15 protein-coding genes are annotated in these 19,182 nt (G+C 40.1%); 13 read left to right on the top strand and 2 right to left on the bottom strand.

Translation table 11 applies throughout. The features are described 5' to 3' along the window. The first annotated feature begins 137 nt into the window (after positions 1-137). A complete protein-coding gene (locus MKZ26_RS08600; RefSeq protein ID WP_067206706.1) occupies positions 138-791 on the top strand; it encodes a DUF1232 domain-containing protein in 654 nt (217 codons plus the stop codon). 20 nt (positions 792-811) lie between these two features. Beyond that, the gene (locus MKZ26_RS08595; RefSeq protein ID WP_340741640.1) at positions 812-1,792 is read left to right on the top strand and encodes an LCP family protein; all 981 of its coding nucleotides are present in this window, start codon (positions 812-814) and stop codon (positions 1,790-1,792) included. 51 nt (positions 1,793-1,843) lie between these two features. Here the strand turns inward: MKZ26_RS08595 and MKZ26_RS08590 are convergent, their stop codons facing one another. Beyond that, complete coding sequence (locus MKZ26_RS08590; protein WP_187046984.1) at positions 1,844-2,746, bottom strand: cation diffusion facilitator family transporter; 903 nt, start codon at positions 2,744-2,746, stop codon at positions 1,844-1,846. Between the two features lie 389 nt (positions 2,747-3,135). On the opposite strand from MKZ26_RS08590, the gene MKZ26_RS08585 reads away from it, so the two are divergent. From MKZ26_RS08585 to argH, 4 genes are all read left to right on the top strand, one after another. Further along, positions 3,136-4,620: a spore germination protein gene (locus tag MKZ26_RS08585; protein ID WP_340765775.1), complete on the top strand. Its 1,485-nt coding sequence runs from the start codon at positions 3,136-3,138 to the stop codon at positions 4,618-4,620. A gap of 3 nt (positions 4,621-4,623) precedes the next feature. Next, a complete protein-coding gene (locus tag MKZ26_RS08580; RefSeq protein WP_187046986.1) occupies positions 4,624-5,703 on the top strand; it encodes a GerAB/ArcD/ProY family transporter in 1,080 nt (359 codons plus the stop codon). Between the two features lie 2 nt (positions 5,704-5,705). Then, entirely contained in the window at positions 5,706-6,809 is a 1,104-nt protein-coding gene (locus MKZ26_RS08575; RefSeq protein ID WP_340765772.1) for a Ger(x)C family spore germination protein, read from the top strand. A gap of 305 nt (positions 6,810-7,114) precedes the next feature. Then, positions 7,115-8,443, top strand: a complete 1,329-nt coding sequence (gene argH / locus MKZ26_RS08570; protein WP_340765770.1) for an argininosuccinate lyase — start codon at positions 7,115-7,117, stop codon at positions 8,441-8,443. Between the two features lie 597 nt (positions 8,444-9,040). Here the strand turns inward: argH and MKZ26_RS08565 are convergent. Then, entirely contained in the window at positions 9,041-9,820 is a 780-nt protein-coding gene (locus MKZ26_RS08565; protein ID WP_340765768.1) for an enoyl-ACP reductase FabI, read from the bottom strand. A gap of 217 nt (positions 9,821-10,037) precedes the next feature. Here MKZ26_RS08565 and argC point away from each other — a divergent pair, with 217 nt between their 5' ends. The 7 genes from argC to MKZ26_RS08530 all read left to right on the top strand — a co-directional run bounded on the left by argC (position 10,038) and on the right by MKZ26_RS08530 (position 19,094). Further along, positions 10,038-11,072 carry an N-acetyl-gamma-glutamyl-phosphate reductase gene (argC, locus tag MKZ26_RS08560; protein ID WP_340765766.1) on the top strand — a complete coding sequence of 345 codons (1,035 nt, stop codon included), beginning with the start codon at positions 10,038-10,040 and terminating at the stop codon, positions 11,070-11,072. A gap of 15 nt (positions 11,073-11,087) precedes the next feature. Next, complete coding sequence (gene argJ / locus MKZ26_RS08555) at positions 11,088-12,314, top strand: bifunctional glutamate N-acetyltransferase/amino-acid acetyltransferase ArgJ (RefSeq protein ID WP_340765764.1); 1,227 nt, start codon at positions 11,088-11,090, stop codon at positions 12,312-12,314. After that, positions 12,277-13,056 (top strand): acetylglutamate kinase, encoded by a 780-nt coding sequence (gene argB / locus MKZ26_RS08550; RefSeq protein WP_340765763.1) that lies wholly within the window; start codon positions 12,277-12,279, stop codon positions 13,054-13,056. Before argJ ends, argB begins: the two co-directional genes overlap by 38 nt. Then, a complete protein-coding gene (locus MKZ26_RS08545; RefSeq protein ID WP_445683413.1) occupies positions 13,035-14,204 on the top strand; it encodes an acetylornithine transaminase in 1,170 nt (389 codons plus the stop codon). The genes argB and MKZ26_RS08545 overlap by 22 nt, the downstream gene beginning before the upstream one ends. A 651-nt stretch (positions 14,205-14,855) precedes the next feature. After that, entirely contained in the window at positions 14,856-15,803 is a 948-nt protein-coding gene (locus MKZ26_RS08540) for a stalk domain-containing protein (RefSeq protein WP_340765759.1), read from the top strand. Positions 15,804-15,976: 173 nt separating this feature from the next. Beyond that, positions 15,977-17,518 (top strand): S-layer homology domain-containing protein, encoded by a 1,542-nt coding sequence (locus MKZ26_RS08535; RefSeq protein WP_340765758.1) that lies wholly within the window; start codon positions 15,977-15,979, stop codon positions 17,516-17,518. Positions 17,519-17,711: 193 nt separating this feature from the next. Further along, entirely contained in the window at positions 17,712-19,094 is a 1,383-nt protein-coding gene (locus MKZ26_RS08530) for an S-layer homology domain-containing protein (protein WP_340765756.1), read from the top strand. The last annotated feature ends 88 nt before the right edge of the window (positions 19,095-19,182 follow it).

Genomic DNA, 19,182 nt, shown 5'->3' with positions numbered 1-19,182 from the left:
ACGTATTTCCTTCAACTATTTTTAAAAAAGTGGTCGAAGAAGATGGGGTTTATTTATATTGACAAATTGTCAACACAATTATACAATTCTTCATAGCGTCTAATTCTCGGTTAGTTTCATGGAAAGGAGAATTGATAATGGCTAAAGACGTAATCAATTCGCCTCTTGGTTTGTTACTAAGGGAATTATTAAAAGAGCGTTCATTGTCAATGCGAAAACTAAGTGAACTTAGCAAAATCGATACAGCTACCATTTCACGAGTGATAAACGGTAAAAGAAAAGCGAACCTGCAACATTTAGAGCGATTTGCTGACTGTTTAGAAGTGCCTTTGGTCGATCTTGTTGAAGCAGCTGGTTACCCTATTGAACAGAAGCAGGAAGATTTTTTGTTGAAGAACCGTACATCTGCTGAAAGTATTCAGGAGGTTTTTGCATCTTCAGACGTGGCAAATCAAAATGTAACTGAAGCCGTCATCGAACAGAAGTTAGCAAAGTACCAACAGTATGTACAAACAGTAGAAGGAAAAAACGATATTCTTACTGGATTCGGAAAGAAGCTGGAAAGTGTGGGTAGCATCGGGCCACTTATTTGTCAGATGAAGGACTTATTCAAGAAGTTTCGTCTGGGGAAGGGTACACGGAGTGAACTTGCGATAATTGGAAGTGCATTATTATATTTTATCATTCCTTTAGACGCTATCCCTGACTACCTATTTGCCATTGGTTATTTAGATGATGCGATTGCAGTACAACTTGCTTCAAATTCAATAGGAAGAACTAACATAGAATAAAGCGATAGGTGGATTTTTGAATGAAAAGAAGCGAGCGAAGAAATAAGAAACGTAAAGGACTAAGAAATTTCTTTATTGTAACTACATTGATTTTGTTAGCGGGAATCATATACGGAGTAGTTCAATACTATAGCGGGTTATCTATAGCAAACGAAGGATCACTTAAAGATGACAGCGCGTCATTTGATGAATTTGAAGGTGCGGATCCACAATTTGGTGAAATTAATGTTCTGTTATTAGGTAGTGACTCGCGGGGAAATGAAGATGCGCGAGCCGATACGTTAATGATTGCTCATTATAATCAAACGACTCATCAGATGAAACTCGTTTCTATTATGAGAGACACGTATGTGGATATCCCTGATCACGGGTATCATAAAATCAATTCTGCCTTTTCACTTGGAGGTCCGGAACTTGTAAGGCAAACAATTAAGCAAAATTTTGATATTGATATTCATTCCTATGCAATTGTTGACTTTACTGGATTTTCGAAAATCGTAGACGTTGTAGCTCCTAATGGGATAGAAGTTGATATTCCTTATGCCATGTCTCATGGAATTGGAATGACATTACAGCCTGGAAACCAAGTTTTAAATGGCGAACAGTTACTTGGCTATGTGCGTTTCCGCCACGATAAAAATAATGATTATGGGCGGGTGGAACGGCAGCAGGAAGCGTTGTCGAAATTAAAGGATGAAGCTGTGAGCATCCACAGTTTACTAAACTTGCCTAAGTTACTCGGCGTTGTGGAGCCTTACGTTAATACAAATGTGGATAATCGAACGATCCTTACGATCGGTAAAGGTTTACTTCTTGGCAAGACTGATAAAATAGAGACGCTACGTATTCCTGTTGAACACTCTTTTGAAGAGAAGCGTGTAGCGGCAGGGGAAGTTCTAAGTATTGATTTCGAGCAAAACAAAGAGGCATTACAACAGTTTTTATCGACAGAGGACGAAGTGGTAGATACTGAATTAGTCGAAGAGCAACCTGAAAACTAAGTAACGAACAAAAAACGACGTACATGTCAGCTGACATGTACGTCGTTTTTATTATTCATCGTCTTTATACCAAGGGTTTAAGTGAATTAAAACTTCATCTACATCTTCATTACTAGCCATGATGGTATCCTTGATTTTTCGTGAAGCATCATGCCCTTCTTGGATAGTCATTTCACCTGGTACACCTACACGCAGGTCTACAAGAATATAATGTCCATGTTCTCGAGCGCGCAAACGGTCAATCCGTTTCACTTCAGGGATAGTCATGATTAAGGCTGCGAATCCATCCAGTCTGTGCCGGCTTATGTTTTTCTCCATCAGGACATCCATTGCTTCTTTTCCGATATCATAAGCAAGTTTGAGCACTAAAAACGACACAATGATACCGGCAACCGGATCACCGTAAGAGAGGAAGTGAATGTTGTACAGATCACCAACAAGTGCAAGTCCAATTCCGACAACAGCTGCTAGTGAGGCGTAAACGTCTGCCAAGTGGTCATAGGCGGTCGCAATCAACCCTTTACTATTAGTCAATTTACCAATCCGAATTGTATAGACATACAAGGCGTGTTTCCATATAAGTGAAATAAATGCAGTTAGTAATGCTATTAAACTAGCCTTTGCTGGTTCCTCAAAAAGTGCAGAAATCGCTTCATACGCAATGTAAATTGCCGCTAGCCCTAAAATCAGTGCGACAATGGCAGAACTGATGACTTCCGCTTTTCCATGACCATAAGGATGGTCATCATCCGCGGGACGTTTGGATATCCGCATCGAGGTCAGGGCAGCACCGCTGGCAATCACGTCGCCTGCATTATGGAAACCGTCAGCTAGAAGGACCGGACTTTGAAAGAGGAAGCCCACAACAAGTTTAATCCCTGTTAGGAGGATATTGCTTATTAAACTAATCCAAACCGCAATTATTGAAGCGCTTGAATGACTATGCTTATTCATCAATGATGACCTCCTATTGATATGTTTCCCGAGGGAAACAAAAAACCTTGACAGGCTCCTGTCAAGGTTTTTGGGTATTCGTATAATCGTTTAAGTTGAATGCATGCATAGCTATCACTCGCTAAATTAAGACGTTTTCCAATTGTAACACTGACAGATTAGGACAGCAAGGAAAAGAGCTAGCACTTCATCAATTCTTTACCCTAAGTCTTGAACAAATGAATATCTTTTTAAACAGAGCAAAGGCGCCTTAGCCAATCCAAGGAAATTCTTTATTTCAACATAATATAAAGGAGAAAATTATGGTGTATACTACCCCCGTTTAGAATAAATTATCAAGTTTTAGGAGATAGTGAAACTAACAGTATACAAAAAGGGAGGTGATCTTGATGAGCTTTTTGCAAGGAGGGGAGGATAGTCACAATAATGGAACATCCAATTCTACATCCGCTCAGAATGACAAAGTGCTCATTACCATTGCCGCTATTAAGAACGAGTTAACTGGAATAAATGATGCCGTATTTAAAGACATTCAAACACCCGATGAGCTAGTGACGATCATTTACTTTAGCTCACTGATCGAAAAGCTCACTTTGTACAGAACTGTAATTTTTCCATTGTTAGATCAAAAGGAAGACTTGCTAAAATCGGCTGATGTGCCAGAGAAAGTCAATCTTTCTGGTGTTTTATTTTCAATCACTGAAGGAAATACGATCGTATATTTTCATGAAAAAAATCTATTTATAACTGTTCATACATATAGCCCTCCCATGAGTTCAATTATTGGATCTGATACTGAATCGAGCGTCATTGGTCCGCAAGATGCCTTTACCGAATCGTTACAAACAAACCTATCACTAATAAAAAGAAGGCTTCGAAATACGGGTCTAAAAAACGAGGACTACACCATTGGAACTGAAACAAATACTAAAATTTCTGTCGTTTATATGGAGCATATTGTGAATAAGGACAATTTGGATAAAGTATTAAAAAAAATTTCTGAAATTAAACATCCGGGATTTAATGATATCTCTGTATTAAAACAACTAATGGATGATCATCCATTTTCGCCATTCCCACAATTTCATGGGACGGTTAGACCTGATGCTGCAGTAAACTATTTGTTAGACGGAAGAGTCGCTATTTTAATGAATAACAGTCAAGCACTGTTAATTTGTCCAATTTCATTTTTTGAACTATTTACTTCCCCTGAAGATTATTATAACCGATGGACAACGGCCTCACTCCTTCGTGCTCTTCGTTTTTTTGGTTTTTTCTTAACGATAATATTAACGCCTACGTATATTTCAGTGCTGTCTCATCATCCGGAAATGTTGCCTTTTAATGTTTTACTAAACTTACAAGAGTCTAGAGGAAAGGTTCCTTTTTCTCCTGTTCTTGAAGTGCTATTTATGGAGCTCGTTATTGAAATATTAAGAGAAGCTGGTACACGAATGCCGACAAAAATTGGTCAAACGATAGGTATTGTTGGTGGGATTGTCATTGGGACAGCAGCGGTTGAAGCAAGTCTTGTGAGTAATGTACTTATTGTTTTAGTCGCGATTTCAGCGCTGTTGTCCTTTTTACCGCCGAATTTTGTAATGAGTAACGCGAGTCGTTCGATTCGCTATTTATTTATAGTGGCTGCAGGCATGTTTGGACTATACGGTCAGATGATTGCATTTGCATGGCTTTTTCATCATTTATTAACTCTAACTTCTTTAGGGGCTCCATATATGACGCCTATAATACCAAGGAAATGGTCAGATTACCTAAACAGTGTTGTGCGTGTGCCAACTTTGTACCGTAGACGAAAGGCGGGTATTTCAAGGGCACAGAGTACAAAAAAACCTCCTGTAGAAGGGGGGAAATGAGTAATGGATAATACTAAATTAAAAGTACTGAATAGTTACCATGTCGTGTTTCTTGTTCAAAATGTGATTGTAGGCACCACTGTCTTGTCATTGCCGAATCGAATAAGCGCAATGGGCTACAGTCAGTGGTGGATGCCCCTATTGTTTGGGATTATCGCAAATATCGCACTCATTCCGATGATATGGCTCGGTCTAAAATATACTGACGATAATTTATTCGCCATTCATGAAAAACTGCTTGGCAAATGGCTAGGGAAGAGTTTAAATGTTGTTCTGCTGGTCTATTTCATCATTGTGATAGCAGCCGTCTGCGCAAGTTACTTTCAATTAATCCAAGTTAGTGCACTTATAGACCGTACAATTACAGGCCCTCTACTCATTTTTTTACTCTTGCTCGTTTACATCGTAAGCGGCGAAATTAAATCAATCGCACGATTTTGTATCATGGCCTTTTTCTTAACAATAGGATCCGTTTACTTTTTGAAATGGGGGTTTGTTGCGGGGGATATTCGTCATATGATGCCTTTTTTTAACTTCAATAAGCAGGAGTTTTACACAGCAACTAAAAAAGGGTTACTAGCGGTTGGCGGTTTCGAATTAATATTGTTTTATTTTCCACATATCATCAATCAAAAAAAAACATTGAAACATGTTTCAATTGGAATATGGATATCCGTTTTGTTCACTTTCGCATTCACCTTCGTGAGTGTAATGTATTATTCGGATTGGCAACTTAAAAATGTTTTGTATCCTGTTTTAGGATTATTTAAAGAAGTAGAATTATCATTTCTTGAACGAATCGACGTTCTAGCCATGACGATGTGGGTGTTTCTTATTTTATCAACGACTGCTGCTTACTTGTGGGTTGCAAAGAGAGGGTTAGATTCAATTCGCTCAACATCTAAGAAGGCACATCTATATATTTTAGCAGCGCTCGTCTACGTAATTGTCCAATTTCCGTTTATGGAAGAGTTTCAAAAGCTGTTGTTTGAACGTGTTTTTTATGTTATGTATGCGCTGTTTATATGGCCAGCTGTATTATGTATAATCCACGTACTTAAACAAAAAAAGAACGAGGGATAGAGATGAGGAAAATTAATTTACGACTGCTCATTATATGTTCCTTATTCATAGCAGGTTGCACGCAAGATGGCCAGCGGGGTTCCGTGGAAGATTTAGCGTTAGTCAGTAGCGTTGCCCTCGATTACGTGAATGATAAAGAAATGTGGATGACCGTATCGATACCCCAACCAATGGGCGAGTCTCCAGTACTAACGGAAGTCTATTCAGTTAACACAGAGATGATACAAGAAGGTCTTGTCAAAATATCTTCAGAAGCAGACAAAATGATTATATTAAACCAGCTACGTACAGTTTTAGTTAATGAAGAGTTTGCGAAGAGTGGGAAGATGACGCAAGTAATTGAACATTTTTATAGAGATTCAACAGTTGGGAATAAAGTTCGTCTTGCAGTGGTAAAAGATAGAGCGGAAGATATTCTACAAGCCGATTACCCTGAAAATGAACATCTGGATGCTTATTTGAATGATTTGTTTCAGCCTAAACTCCATAATTCTTTTAGTCCTTTTACAACGATTCAAGAGTACATGAACACCCAAACAAGTCCGATATATCATACGATGGTTCCTTTTTTAGAAAAAAAGGGGAAATCACTTAAAATCTCTAGTATCGCTTTGTTTAATGATGAAAAAATGATTCAAACGATTACGAATCAGGAATCGTTATTAATTCAAGCGTTGAAAGGGCTTCAAAAGCTTTCGCCAATTGCAGTTGAATTCAAAGAAAGTGAGAAGGATCAACAACTATTTCTTGAACAAATTAAAAACAAATTAAAAATAAAGAGCAATAAAGATATTGAATCTCCAGAGTTGTCCATTTCACTTGAAATAGAAGGAGTGATTGTTGAATATAAGGGGAAAAGGGATCTTAGTAAAGTTGAGGAGAATAAAAAGCTCGAAAAAGAAATTAGCAAACACATAAAAAAAGAAATAGAAGATTTGCTGAAAAAGTTACAGGAAATGAAAGTTGACCCAGTTGGATTCAGTGAGAATTTTAGAATGTATCACAAAGGGAAATGGACAGATGAATTAACGGAGAAAATAATAGAAACGGCAGATTACAAGGTAGATGTGGAGTTTAAAATTCTTAACGCAGGTATTATAAAGTAAATCACACATGTCTTACGGTAAATATGTTGTGATTAGTTCGTCGAAAGCGGACGGGAAATGATCCAGTGAAAATGGATCTTCCCAAGCCCTACTCACCAATATTTCATGCGAATAAATGGTTAATTAACAGAAGTGAAGAAAATTGTTCTATTGGTGATATGACAAGTGCAATGATCGGTTGCACTTTTTATAACTACTACAAATTATTGCAATACAGTCAATCTGTAATTATTGTTGCAATCATGTAGAATGATTATTATAATACATTAAAATGAATAATAATACATTCGGGAGGTTGATTATACATGAAACTTTGGGGCGGACGTTTTACAAGTCGTGCGGATGAAATAATGGAGCAATTTAATACATCATTACCTGTTGATCATAGGTTGTATAAAGAGGATATTGCAGGAAGCTTTGCGCATGTTACGATGCTGGTACACTGTGATTTATTGACACCAGAAGAAGGCGAACTGCTTGTGGGTGGACTCGATTCCATTTTGCAAGATATCGAAACGGGTGCGATTAAAATTGAAGGTAATTATGAGGATATCCATTCATTCATAGAAATGCATTTGACGGAACGTATTGGAGAAACAGGAAAGAAACTACATACAGCACGTAGCCGTAATGACCAAGTCGCTGTGGACATGCGCTTGTATGCAAAAGGCAAAGCGGCGCAAGTGATGGATAGTCTGCAAATGCTTATCGATTCGCTGAATACTAAAGGGGCAGCTAACAACGTAATTATGCCTGGTTATACACATTTACAGCGTGCGCAAGTCGTAACGTTCAGCCACCATTTAGGGGCTTATGCACAAATGTTCAAAAGGGATAAAAGGCGTGTAGGCAATGCGATTGATATCTTGGATGAAAACCCATTAGGCTGCGGAGCGCTTGCAGGTACAACGCATAACATCGACCGCGACGTAACGACTGCGTTATTAGGGTTTGCAAAACCTGTGGATAATTTCCTGGATGGCGTTAGTGACCGCGACTATTTACTTGAATTAATGTCGGATTTCTCGATCGTTATGATGCACTTGAGCCGATTGAGTGAAGAACTTATTTTGTGGAGCAGCCAAGAATTTAAATTCATCGATATGGCAGATGCCTATTCAACGGGAAGTAGCATTATGCCACAAAAGAAAAATCCTGATGCTGCAGAATTAATTCGCGGGAAAACGGGACGAGTCTATGGTTCCTTGTTTTCATTGTTGACGACGTTGAAAGGATTGCCCCTTACTTATAATAAAGACATGCAGGAAGATAAAGAACAATTTTTCGACGCACTTGATACAGTAATGGACTGTCTTGAAATTATGTCAAAAATGATTGATACGCTACACGTCAATGCGGATAATATGAAAGCAGCGATTAAAGCAGGCTTCCTCAACGCGACGGAAGTTGCCGATTATTTAGTAGGCAAAGGAACAGCATTCCGTGATGCACACGAAATCGTTGGAAAACTGATTATTTACTGCGAGCAACAGAAGAAAGCAATCGAGGATTTGACGGTTGAAGAGTTGGCGAAGTTCAGCGAGCAGATTACGGATGATATATATGATTACATCGATTATGAAAATATCATTACAAAAGGGAATAAGCACTTGATGAAGCAAGTGGGGAAATAAAGGATGGGACTGTCTGATTGAGGACAGTCCTTTTTATGTTGTGTTGTGGCATGTAAGTGGGGGGGATGCTCGGTGTGCGGAGGGATATGCTCGGTTAGGGGGAAGTGTGCTCGGTTGGCGGGATATATGCTTGGTAAGCGGGGGATATGCTTGGTTAGTGGGATATATGCTTGGTAAGCGGGATATATGCTTGGTAAGCGGGATATATGCTTGGTAAGCGGGATATATGCTTGGTTAGTGGGATATATGATCGGTAAGTGGTTTATATGCTTGGTAAGCGGGATATATGCTTGGTAAGCGGGATATATGCTTGGTAAGCGGGATATATGATCGGTAAGTGGTTTATATGCTTGGTAAGTGGGTTATACGCTTGGTAAGCGGGTTATATGATTGGTTGGCGGGGGATATGATCGGTAAGTGGTTTATATGCTTGGTAAGGGAGAAATATGCTCGGGTGGCGGATTATATGCTCGGTAAGTGGCTTATATGATCGGTTAGGGAGATATATGCTTGGTCCCCAGAGATATATGCTAACACTCGCCATATCGAAACAAAAAAATAGCTTGAAAGGACAATTTATCCTTTCAAGCTATTTTCTTAACCCATAATATTATAGCCAGCATCTACATAAATGATTTCACCAGTTACGCCGCGGGACAGATTGCTCAACGTAACAAGTGTCATGTCCGCTACTTCTTCTTGTGTGACGTTGCGTCTTAATGGAGCGTTTTCTTCAATTTGAGTCAAAATCGTATTGAAGGAAGCTATGCCTTTTGCAGACAGTGTGCGAATCGCACCAGCTGAGATTGCGTTGACACGGATATTTTCTTTCCCTAAGTCAAACGCCAAGTACTTCACAGATGCTTCAAGCGCTGCTTTAGCAACACCCATCACATTATAGCCATCAAGCACACGTTGCGCGCCTAAATAACTCATTGTTACGATCGAACCACCGTCTGTCATGTATGGACGTGCTTCTCTAGCAGTCGCAATGAGTGAATAAGAACTCGTATCCTGCGCAAATGCATAGCCGCTTCTCGTAGTCTCAACAAAGTCATTTTTCAAATCCTCAGCATGCGCAAATGCAAGCGAATGGACAACTCCGTGAATTGTACCTACTTCAGCGCCAATTTTTCCGAATGCTTCGTGGATACTTTCATCTTCATTTACATCACATTGCACAATCAGTTTTGCTTCAAAACCAGCTGAGCTCAACAACTTTTCGAGTTTAGCAAGTGAACGCTCTTTTCTATATGTGAAAATAACATTTGCACCGACTGCAAAAAGTGTTTTTGCGACGCCCCAAGCAATGCTTCGTTCATTTGCCACGCCCATTACAACAATGTTCTTACCTTTAATTTTAAGTAAATCGTCCATAGTAACCTCCTGAGTAGGTAATGAAATCTTATATACCTATTATTAGTACCAGATGCTAAAAGAATTATAGCACATTTGTTCAGAAGTTGTGAATAGCCATTACATAAAAATGAAAACGTATTCAAAGATACATAATTCAAACATAAGTAAAAATACAGTTGACTTTATAATTATGCATACATATAATTAGAATAACTTATGAACAGGGGTGATTGTAATGAAAGTAGGAATCATTGGCGCATCAGGGTATGGTGGACTTGAGCTCATCCGGCTACTGCATAACCACCCAAAAGTCGAACAAATTGAATTATTCACTTCATCTGAAGAAGGTGTAGTGTTTTCGCATAAGTATTCACATCTTATGAATATAGTCAATCAGCCACTTCAAAAAATAGAGCTAGACAGGTTAGCGGAATTCGATGTCGTATTCTCGAGTGCTCCAGCGGGTGTTGCCAGTACACTTCTTCCTCCGTTAATCGGAAAAGGACCGAAGCTTATCGATTTGTCAGGAGATTTCCGTTTAAAAGATCTGTCTCAATATGAGCAGTGGTATAAAAAAGAACCAGCACCGGCGTCAGCTGTTGAGCAGAGCGTATACGGATTGACTGAATGGAATTATGAGGCAATCCGGCAAGCGCAGTTAATTGCCAATCCGGGTTGTTACCCAACAGCGGTTCTGTTGTCGCTATTGCCATTATTGAAAGAAAATGCAATCGATGCAAGCCAGTTAATTATCGATGCAAAAAGCGGCGTATCCGGTGCTGGCAATCAACCTAGTCAGATGACACATTTCAGCGAAACAAATGAAAATACAGCCATCTATAAATTAAATCAGCATCAGCATATTCCAGAAATTGAGCAGGCGTTGGCATTCTTTGCAAAAGAAATTCCACCTATCACATTTAGTACACATCTTGTTCCTATGACAAGAGGAATTCTGGCGACGAGTTATGCACCAGTTGTGGAGGGGGTAACAGAAGCTCACCTCATTGATTGTCTGAAAGAAGCATATGCTAATCATCCATTTGTTCGTGTTATGCAAGAAAAAGATAAGTTTGGAACCAATCAAGTATACGGCTCAAACTATTGTGATCTCCTTGTGAAAGTGGACCCGCGGACGAATCGGGCAACAATCGTTTCTGTCATCGACAACTTAGTCAAAGGGGCAGCAGGGCAAGCCATTCAAAACATGAACGTTCAATTCGGTCTCAAGGAAATAACCGGCCTGTCACTTGTCCCGGCATTCATCTAACTTAGGGGGAGTATTATGACGACAACAGTTTTAGCTCTAAAGCGCATATCGGGAAATAACATCGTGTCCCCAATTGGTTTTAAAGCCACGGGCATCCATTGTGGAATTAAACATAAGAAAAATGATTTGGCATTACTCGTTAGTGAAGTACCCGCAAATGTTGCAGGTGTATTTACAACGAATGCAATTCAGGCGGCACCGCTAATGGTTACAAAAGAAGCGATGCAACAAACGGGGAAAATGCAGGCAATCATTGTTAATTCGGGAAATGCGAATGCGTGTACAGGCCAGCAAGGATTGAAAGATGCCCGTCTTATGCAACAAAAAGCGGCAGAAAAACTCGGTATTGCACCTGCATTAGTTGGAGTTGCATCGACTGGAATTATCGGTGAGATGATGCGAATGGAACCGATTGTAAATGGAATTCAAAAGCTTGAGCCAAGTTCTGAATTAGAAGGTTCGATTCTTTTTTCACAAGCGATTCTAACAACAGATACCGTAACAAAAAACACAGCATACAGCACAGTGATTGATGGCAAAAAGATTACTATCGCCGGAACTGCAAAGGGATCGGGAATGATTGATCCGAATATGGCAACAATGCTTGGTTTCATCACAACGGACGCTAAGATTGAGTCAGTTCATCTACAAGCTGCTCTCAAAACGGTGACAGATTTGACGTTTAACTCGATTACAGTAGATGGCGATACATCTACAAACGATATGGTGCTCGTAATGGCAAATGGGATGGCAGGGAATAATTCATTGACGCCGGCACATCCAGATTGGGAACAATTCACGGAAGCTTTGCATGCTGTTTCTCAAGACCTTGCGAAAATGATTGCGAAAGATGGAGAAGGCGCGACGAAGCTTATTGAAGTCGAAGTATCAGGAGCGATTACGGATATCGAAGCACGTAAAATTGCTAAAACGGTGGTTGGTTCACCGCTTGTGAAGACGGCTATCTTTGGCTGTGACGCCAACTGGGGAAGAATTATCGCGGCTGTCGGCTATAGTGGGGCCACGCTGGATCCGAATGCCATAAAAATTAAGATCGGTCCAACAACTGTTGTTGAAAACGGGGAGCCTGTCCCATTTTCCGAAGCGCAACTGCTGATCTATTTGAAACAACCGGAAGTGAAAGTTAGTGTGGATCTTCATCAGGGAATAGGTAAGGGAGTAGCATGGGGGTGCGATTTAACATATGACTATGTCCAAATCAACGCAACGTATCGCTCGTAAACGAATGGTTATAAAGCTCGGCGGAAGTATGCTGGAAGGGTTAAATGAAGACTTTTTCAAGAATATGATACAACTGCAAAAAGTCGGTAATGATGTAGTGCTTGTTCACGGAGGCGGACCTTTTATTAATAAAGAACTTGCCAGAAATAAAGTGTTATCATCCGTAGTAAACGGTATCCGTGTAACGTCGAAAGAAGCGGTGGGGATAGTTCAATCGACATTAATAGGTCAAGTGAATCCAGCCCTCGTCCATCAATTAAATAAAGGTGGCATCGATGCGATTGGCCTTAGCGGATACGATGGAAAACTCCTAACATGTAAAGTGTTGAATGAAAAACTGTACGGCTCTGTAGGAGAAATCCAGGATGTCCGCACCGAATTAATAGAAACACTTCTTAAAGATGGGCTTGTGCCAGTTATTTCGTGTATCGGTGCAACAGAAGATGGAGCTCCTCTCAACATTAATGCGGACACAGTCGCAAGTAAGATTGCTCTGGCAATAAATGCAGACAGCCTGCTTCTTGTGACGGATACTCCTGGCATTCAAATAGAAGGAAGTGTTCAACAAACGGCATCACCGACCGAAATTGTCCATTGGATCGAAACAGGCGAAATATACGGAGGCATGTTACCGAAAGTGAAAGCTGCACTTGATTGTCTAGATGCAGGTATTCCATCGGTGCAAATTGTCGGACAGCAATTAGAAGGTACCATAATTAAATGCGAGGAGGTTTTCATTTGACTACGCTATTTCAAAATTACGCACGTCGTTCAGTTCATCTTGTAAAAGGGCGAGGTACAGTCGTGACGGATGATAAAGGAAAAGAGTACCTCGACTTCATAAGTGGAATCGCGGTCGTCAGTCTTGGTCATGCACATCCAGCGCTCGTTGAAGCAGTCAAACAGCAAAGTGAAAAACTATGGCATGTCTCAAATTTATTCGAAAGCCCCGAGCAGGAACTGTTGGCAACTAAGCTTATAAAGGATACACCTTTCAGCCATGCTTTTTTCTGTAACAGCGGTGCTGAAGCAAATGAAGCAGCCATTAAATTAGCTCGAAAGCATACACAGAAAAACGTCATCATTACCTTCGAACAATCCTTTCATGGCCGGACATTCGGCGCCATGTCTGCGACTGGGCAAGCGAAGGTTCGTGAGGGCTTCGGTCCACTGCTAGAAACATTTCGTATCATTCCATACAATGACGAACAACAACTGGAAGCTGCAATTGACGGCGATGTAGCCGCAATTATGCTAGAAGTTATACAAGGAGAAGGTGGCGTCAACCAAATTGACCCGGACTTTGCACAAAAAATAACAGATATCTGTAAGTCAAAAGGTATTTTACTCATTGTCGATGAAGTACAGACTGGCATTGGTCGTACGGGAACGCGATATGCCTATGAGCAGACAAACCTTGAGCCAGATATCATTACACTTGCCAAAGGATTAGGCGGTGGATTCCCGATTGGTGCCATGCTTGGATCAAGTGAGCTTTTTCCTTCATTCGGCCCAGGAACGCATGGCACGACATTTGGAGGAAATCCACTGGCTGTCGCAGTTGCACAAACAGTTGTCGATATTGTATTTAAGAAGAAGTTTCTGGAAGAAGTTGAAGACAAATCGACTTACTTGATTGAAAAAGTGCAGGCATTATTGCCGCAAGACCAGTTTTCTATTCGTGGGGCGGGTCTGTTACTCGGTATTGAATGCGAAGAGGAGATTCTGCCATTCATTCAACAGTCAGAACAAGCAGGTTTACTGCTCGTTCAAGCAGGAGCTAACGTCATTCGACTATTACCACCGTTAACGGTTACATACGAAGAAATCGACCAAGCTGTGGATATTCTTTCGGCAGTTCTACTCCCCGAAAAAACGGCAATAACGTAATGAGCTTTTGAATTAAGGCGTTCAGTGAAGCGCTATTCAATAGACCTCAGTCTGAAGGTTAAAACAAAAGGATTCGCTAAAAGTAGCGGGTCTTTTTGTATTTGAAACGAAACATTCATACAATTGACAAGCATACCCAATGATGCAAAAAGGGCGTCCGATCATAAATTTGGCAACCCGATCATAACCCCCGCGTCCCGATCATATACCAGTCGTATCGATCATAAATCCGGTGTCCCGATCATAAATCCGGTGTCCCGATCATAACCATGTCGCACCGAGCATAACTCGGGCGCCCCAATCATAACCCTGACGCATCGATCATAAATCCGTCGTCCCGATCATAACCCTGCCGTATCGATCATAAATCCCGCGTCCCAATCATAACCCTGCTGCATCGATCATAAATTCGTCGTCCCGATCATATACCAGTCGTATCGATCATAAATCGGGTGTCCCGATCATAACCCTGTCGCATCGATCATAACTCGGGCAACCCGATCATATACCTGTCGCACCGATCATAACCCCCGCGCCCCGATCATATAACCCGACCGATCATATCCCATAATGGCACCGCCAAAAAAAATGAAACTTCTTCCATCGTCCTCCGTCTAATCCATTGAATAAGGAAAAGTGAGGAGAGATATTATGAAGAAAATCGGTACAATCGCATTGGCAGCACTATTAGCAGGAAGCGTAGTGGGTGGCTATTCAGCACAAGCACAAGAAGATACTACACAAGCCATTAGTGAAAAAGAACAAGTTACGACAAACTTTATGAAAGCTACGGGTGTCATTCAAGAAATTGAAAAAGAAGAAGAGGGAATTCGTGTAACGATTGAAAATGAAGATAAAATGATTACGATTTTGCGCATCAATGATAATTCCTTGCTATTTAATAGTGGGACGACAAAATCTTTAAAACCAGCAGACTTTAAAAAGGGTGCAACTGTTTCAGCCTATTATGATAAAAATAAACCTATGATCCTGATTTATCCGGCAACAGTGACACCTGAAATTGTCATTTTAAACGATAAAGATGTTTTTGGTGAAGTGAAAGTCAGCCAATTTGACAAAGAATTCTTAAGCTTGGATGGCGAGTTGAAATTGAATATCGGCAAAGATACGCCTCTTTTCAATCAACAAGGTAAAGCAATCGAATTGAAAGAGTTGAACGGTAAAGAATTGATGGTATTTTACTCAATCACAACGAGAAGCCTACCACCACAAACACCACCAACTAAAATTATTGCTTTGGATAATGCAACAGTAGAAGCACCTGAAGTTGAGCCGGAAGAAAAACCAGAAGTATCAACAGGCTTACAAGACATCATCGCTAACGACCACTACATGAAAAATGGCGTTAAGATGATTCCACTTCGTATAGTCGCTGAGCATCTTGGTTATCATGTTCTTTCTCAACCAAAAGTAAATGGTGCACTTGTTACATTAGACAACAGTTCATTCACTATTAAACGAGGCGACAACATGTATGGTTATAATAAAAGCATTCGTAAATTCGAAGTTGCACCAGAATTGAAAGGTATGAAAACATACGTTTCAGAAGACTTCTTGGAGCTACTAATCCAAAACTAACAATCGAAAAGCATGGCATATGAAAAAAAGCTTGAAACGATGGGACTGCCCTGTAAAAGGTCAGGCGTTTCAGGCTTTTTTCTATGTTATTTCATGAAGAACCACTATACAGAATGTTCAATCTCCTGTACTGTTAATATACAATCTTTCACTAGAAAAGGAGTTTATGTTTGATGAAAAAGATTATGGTATTTTTTACTGCGCTGCTTGTTATGTTCGCTACATTCGACAATGTTTCTGCGGCACCATTATTTAAAGACGTCAATGATAAGTACGGGTCGAAAGCAGAATTAGATTTTTTGGCGGAGCGCGGTATTATCTTTGCAGACCCGGCACAAAACTTTGGGGTGAATGAAGAAATTACGCGCCTTGAAGCTTCAGCTATGATTATTAGGGCGTTAGGACTCGAAACGGTAGACCGACCCGATCCAAACTTCACCGATGTCACTCCAGAAGACGAAGGATACGACATCATTGCGACAATAACCGATGAAGGTATCGTCAATGGTAATGCTGACGGCGAGTTCATGCCAAACAATAAGTTAACAAGGGGACAGATGGCAGCGATTTTAGTCAAGGCTTTTGAGTTGAAGGGAACAACAGAACAGTCTTTCAAAGATGTCGATTCGGCATACTGGGCGTCTGATTCTATTAAAACGCTCTTCGCTAATGAAATCACAACGGGTTATCCAAATAATACATATAAGCCAACAGCATTCATTACAAAAGCGAATTTCGGTGTGTTTCTCGCACGAATACTGAACCCAGAATTTAAAAAACAGCCTGTCTGCTTTAAGTCTGACGGTAAAAAGACGGCAGTTGTTGCTGTGCAGGTGACAAACTTATGGAAATCACCGAACAACAATCGTGTAGTGGACCGTCTTTCTATTTCGAATCCTACCGACATTCAAAAGTGGGCGAAAAGCATGTCTGTCAGTCAAAAATTATGGCTTGTTGGAAAAACAGATACACAAGCTTTATATGGGCAAGAAGTTGTAATATTAAAAAGTAGCGGAAACTGGCATGAAATTGCTGTAAAGGACCAATACACGCCTAGGAATAAAGCGGGATATCCAGGATGGGTTCCGAAATCTCATGTGACAGAAATAACGACTGATTATACGGATTGCCAACTAGCAATCGTTGATACGAATATCGCTACTCTTTATAATGAACCGAAAAAGGCCAACAAGTTCATGGATATCAGCTACACAACAATGCTTCCTGTCATTAAGGAAGAAGGGGATTGGTTACACGTTCAAACGCCCGCCAATGGTGTGAAATATTTGCGTAAGCAAGATGCAAAAGTCGTTAAAAACTTTGCTGCAATACCAAAACCAACTCAACAAGATATCGTCGATAGTGCCAAGATGTTTCTTGGACTTCCGTACGTCTGGTCAGGGATATCAGGTTTTGGATTTGACTGTTCGGGTCTTATCCATTCGGTGTACAAAAACCACGGCATCATGATTCCACGTGATTCATTCGTCCAGGCAGTCAATGGTACACCTGTTGCAAGGAAAAATATGCAACCGGGCGATTTACTATTTTTTGCGTACAATCAAGGTAAAGGGAAGGTCTATCACGTCGGCATGTATATCGGAAAAGGTCAAATGATCCACGCACCCAATTCAAGTAGAAACGTCGAAATTGTATCCATTGATACACACCCATACAAAGCAAACTATGCGGGCTCAAGAAGATATTTGAAATAACCACTACACTAGATTGTGAACCGATTGGGAAATTGGTTCACCGTCTTTTTTTCATGAAAATGGTCCATCTATTCAATGAAATTACTATTTATTGAACAAATGAATACCTATATAAACTGAGCGAAGGCACCTTATAAGGGAGTCTTGCTTCCAATACATATGTTATAATTTACTAGAATAAGGGGGTATTAAAATGAAGAAATTTACCATGGCACTTGTTGCATTCCTGCTAGTGTTTACTATTATTCCTATTGCGAAAGCAGAAACAGGGCGCGATTCAAACCCATTTTCCGACTTAAAGGGACCGAATGGAGATATTATTTATTTGTATAATAAAAATATTATCGGTGGTTATCCAGATGGAACGTTCCGACCGAATGAACCTATCACGCGTGCTCAGGTTGCAGCAATGCTTGTGAAAGCGCTCGATTTTAAGCTGATTGACAAACCGACAGTGCAATTTAAAGACGTTTCCAATGTATCTAAACATTATCAAACCTTGGCGACAGTCAGTGAACTTGGTATTCTTCGTGGAGAAAATGGTTATATGCGCCCCGGAGAAATCACGACAAGAGCACAAATGGCGGCAATCTTGCGCAGAGCATTCGAGTTGCCAATGGACAATCAGCCGACATTTGTCGATGTATCGCCAGCAAATTGGGCTTTTAAGGATATCAATAGTTTAGCTAAAAACTTGATAGCAGGTGGATACCAAGATGGAACGTTCAAACCGGGAAATCCGGTAACACGTTCGCAATTTTCTTCTTTCCTAGCCCGTGCTCTTGATGACAAAATGAAACTTGCGGGTTATCGTTCTGCTGTCAGTGAAAAAGGTGTAGAAGTTGAACGGGACGGTTGGATATACACAGTAAAAACTAACAAACTTGTGAAAATTAATCAAAAGACAAAAGAGGAAATTATCTTATTGTCAGAAGATGATTTCAGTGATTCAGATGGCTATGTAGAGCAAAAGCTTAGAAATGGATTTCCCATCATCTTGTTCAATAATCAAATCTTCACTCCTTATTGGAAAGAAGTTGATATAAAGAGCGGGTTGCCAACAGATTACGGTCTAATGGTATCATCGATAACCGGTGAGAAATTAAGCACAACTGGTGACAAGTACAACGATATTACCATGTATAACCTTCCGAATAGCAATGTAATCCGGAATGTAACACTCCATAATTTTGAAATCTACTTCACGATAGAGAAAAAGGTTCGTCAATTCGATAAAGGTTTTAATGAGGAAGTTAATACTGATGATATGTTAATCCTTTATTCAGCCGATCAAATTGGCTTTGGCATAAAGAAAGTTCATGAGTTTGATGCGCGTGTCATTTTTGACGACATAAAAGGTTCAAAAGTGAAACCTAACGTAAACCAAAATAATAAATCGATTAAATATGATTCTAGTGCCATGTATTATTTCAATAAAAAAGGTGTTTTCTCCTACAGTTTGCTGAATGGTAAAACGAAAAGGTTGTCTACTATCCAAGCGCAAGATATGACTGTAATGGACAATGAAATCATAGTTGAAGATAGTAAGGGGAAAAAACACATTCTGAAAAAATGACGAAAAGCATCCTTCGGGGTGTTTTTTTTGTGGTAATAAGGAATTGAAACTCCCTTTCTAAAGGAATTCCAAACACAAACATAAAGCC

Source organism: Sporosarcina sp. FSL K6-6792, from assembly GCF_038004885.1.
GTDB lineage: Bacteria > Bacillota > Bacilli > Bacillales_A > Planococcaceae > Sporosarcina > Sporosarcina psychrophila.
Note: the sequence above shows the minus strand (reverse complement) of the source record. Positions and strands in the feature narration are given on the sequence as shown.

Excerpts from the sequence above, each read along its gene's own strand:
- MKZ26_RS08600 (WP_067206706.1), top strand. The coding sequence starts at position 138 with ATGGCTAAAGACGTAATCAATTCGCCTCTTGGTTTGTTACTAAGGGAA.
- MKZ26_RS08595 (WP_340741640.1), top strand. The coding sequence starts at position 812 with ATGAAAAGAAGCGAGCGAAGAAATAAGAAACGTAAAGGACTAAGAAAT.
- MKZ26_RS08590 (WP_187046984.1), bottom strand. The coding sequence starts at position 2,746 with ATGAATAAGCATAGTCATTCAAGCGCTTCAATAATTGCGGTTTGGATT.
- MKZ26_RS08585 (WP_340765775.1), top strand. The coding sequence starts at position 3,136 with ATGAGCTTTTTGCAAGGAGGGGAGGATAGTCACAATAATGGAACATCC.
- MKZ26_RS08580 (WP_187046986.1), top strand. The coding sequence starts at position 4,624 with ATGGATAATACTAAATTAAAAGTACTGAATAGTTACCATGTCGTGTTT.
- MKZ26_RS08575 (WP_340765772.1), top strand. The coding sequence starts at position 5,706 with ATGAGGAAAATTAATTTACGACTGCTCATTATATGTTCCTTATTCATA.
- argH (WP_340765770.1), top strand. The coding sequence starts at position 7,115 with ATGAAACTTTGGGGCGGACGTTTTACAAGTCGTGCGGATGAAATAATG.
- MKZ26_RS08565 (WP_340765768.1), bottom strand. The coding sequence starts at position 9,820 with ATGGACGATTTACTTAAAATTAAAGGTAAGAACATTGTTGTAATGGGC.
- argC (WP_340765766.1), top strand. The coding sequence starts at position 10,038 with ATGAAAGTAGGAATCATTGGCGCATCAGGGTATGGTGGACTTGAGCTC.
- argJ (WP_340765764.1), top strand. The coding sequence starts at position 11,088 with ATGACGACAACAGTTTTAGCTCTAAAGCGCATATCGGGAAATAACATC.
- argB (WP_340765763.1), top strand. The coding sequence starts at position 12,277 with ATGACTATGTCCAAATCAACGCAACGTATCGCTCGTAAACGAATGGTT.
- MKZ26_RS08545 (WP_445683413.1), top strand. The coding sequence starts at position 13,035 with ATGCGAGGAGGTTTTCATTTGACTACGCTATTTCAAAATTACGCACGT.
- MKZ26_RS08540 (WP_340765759.1), top strand. The coding sequence starts at position 14,856 with ATGAAGAAAATCGGTACAATCGCATTGGCAGCACTATTAGCAGGAAGC.
- MKZ26_RS08535 (WP_340765758.1), top strand. The coding sequence starts at position 15,977 with ATGAAAAAGATTATGGTATTTTTTACTGCGCTGCTTGTTATGTTCGCT.
- MKZ26_RS08530 (WP_340765756.1), top strand. The coding sequence starts at position 17,712 with ATGAAGAAATTTACCATGGCACTTGTTGCATTCCTGCTAGTGTTTACT.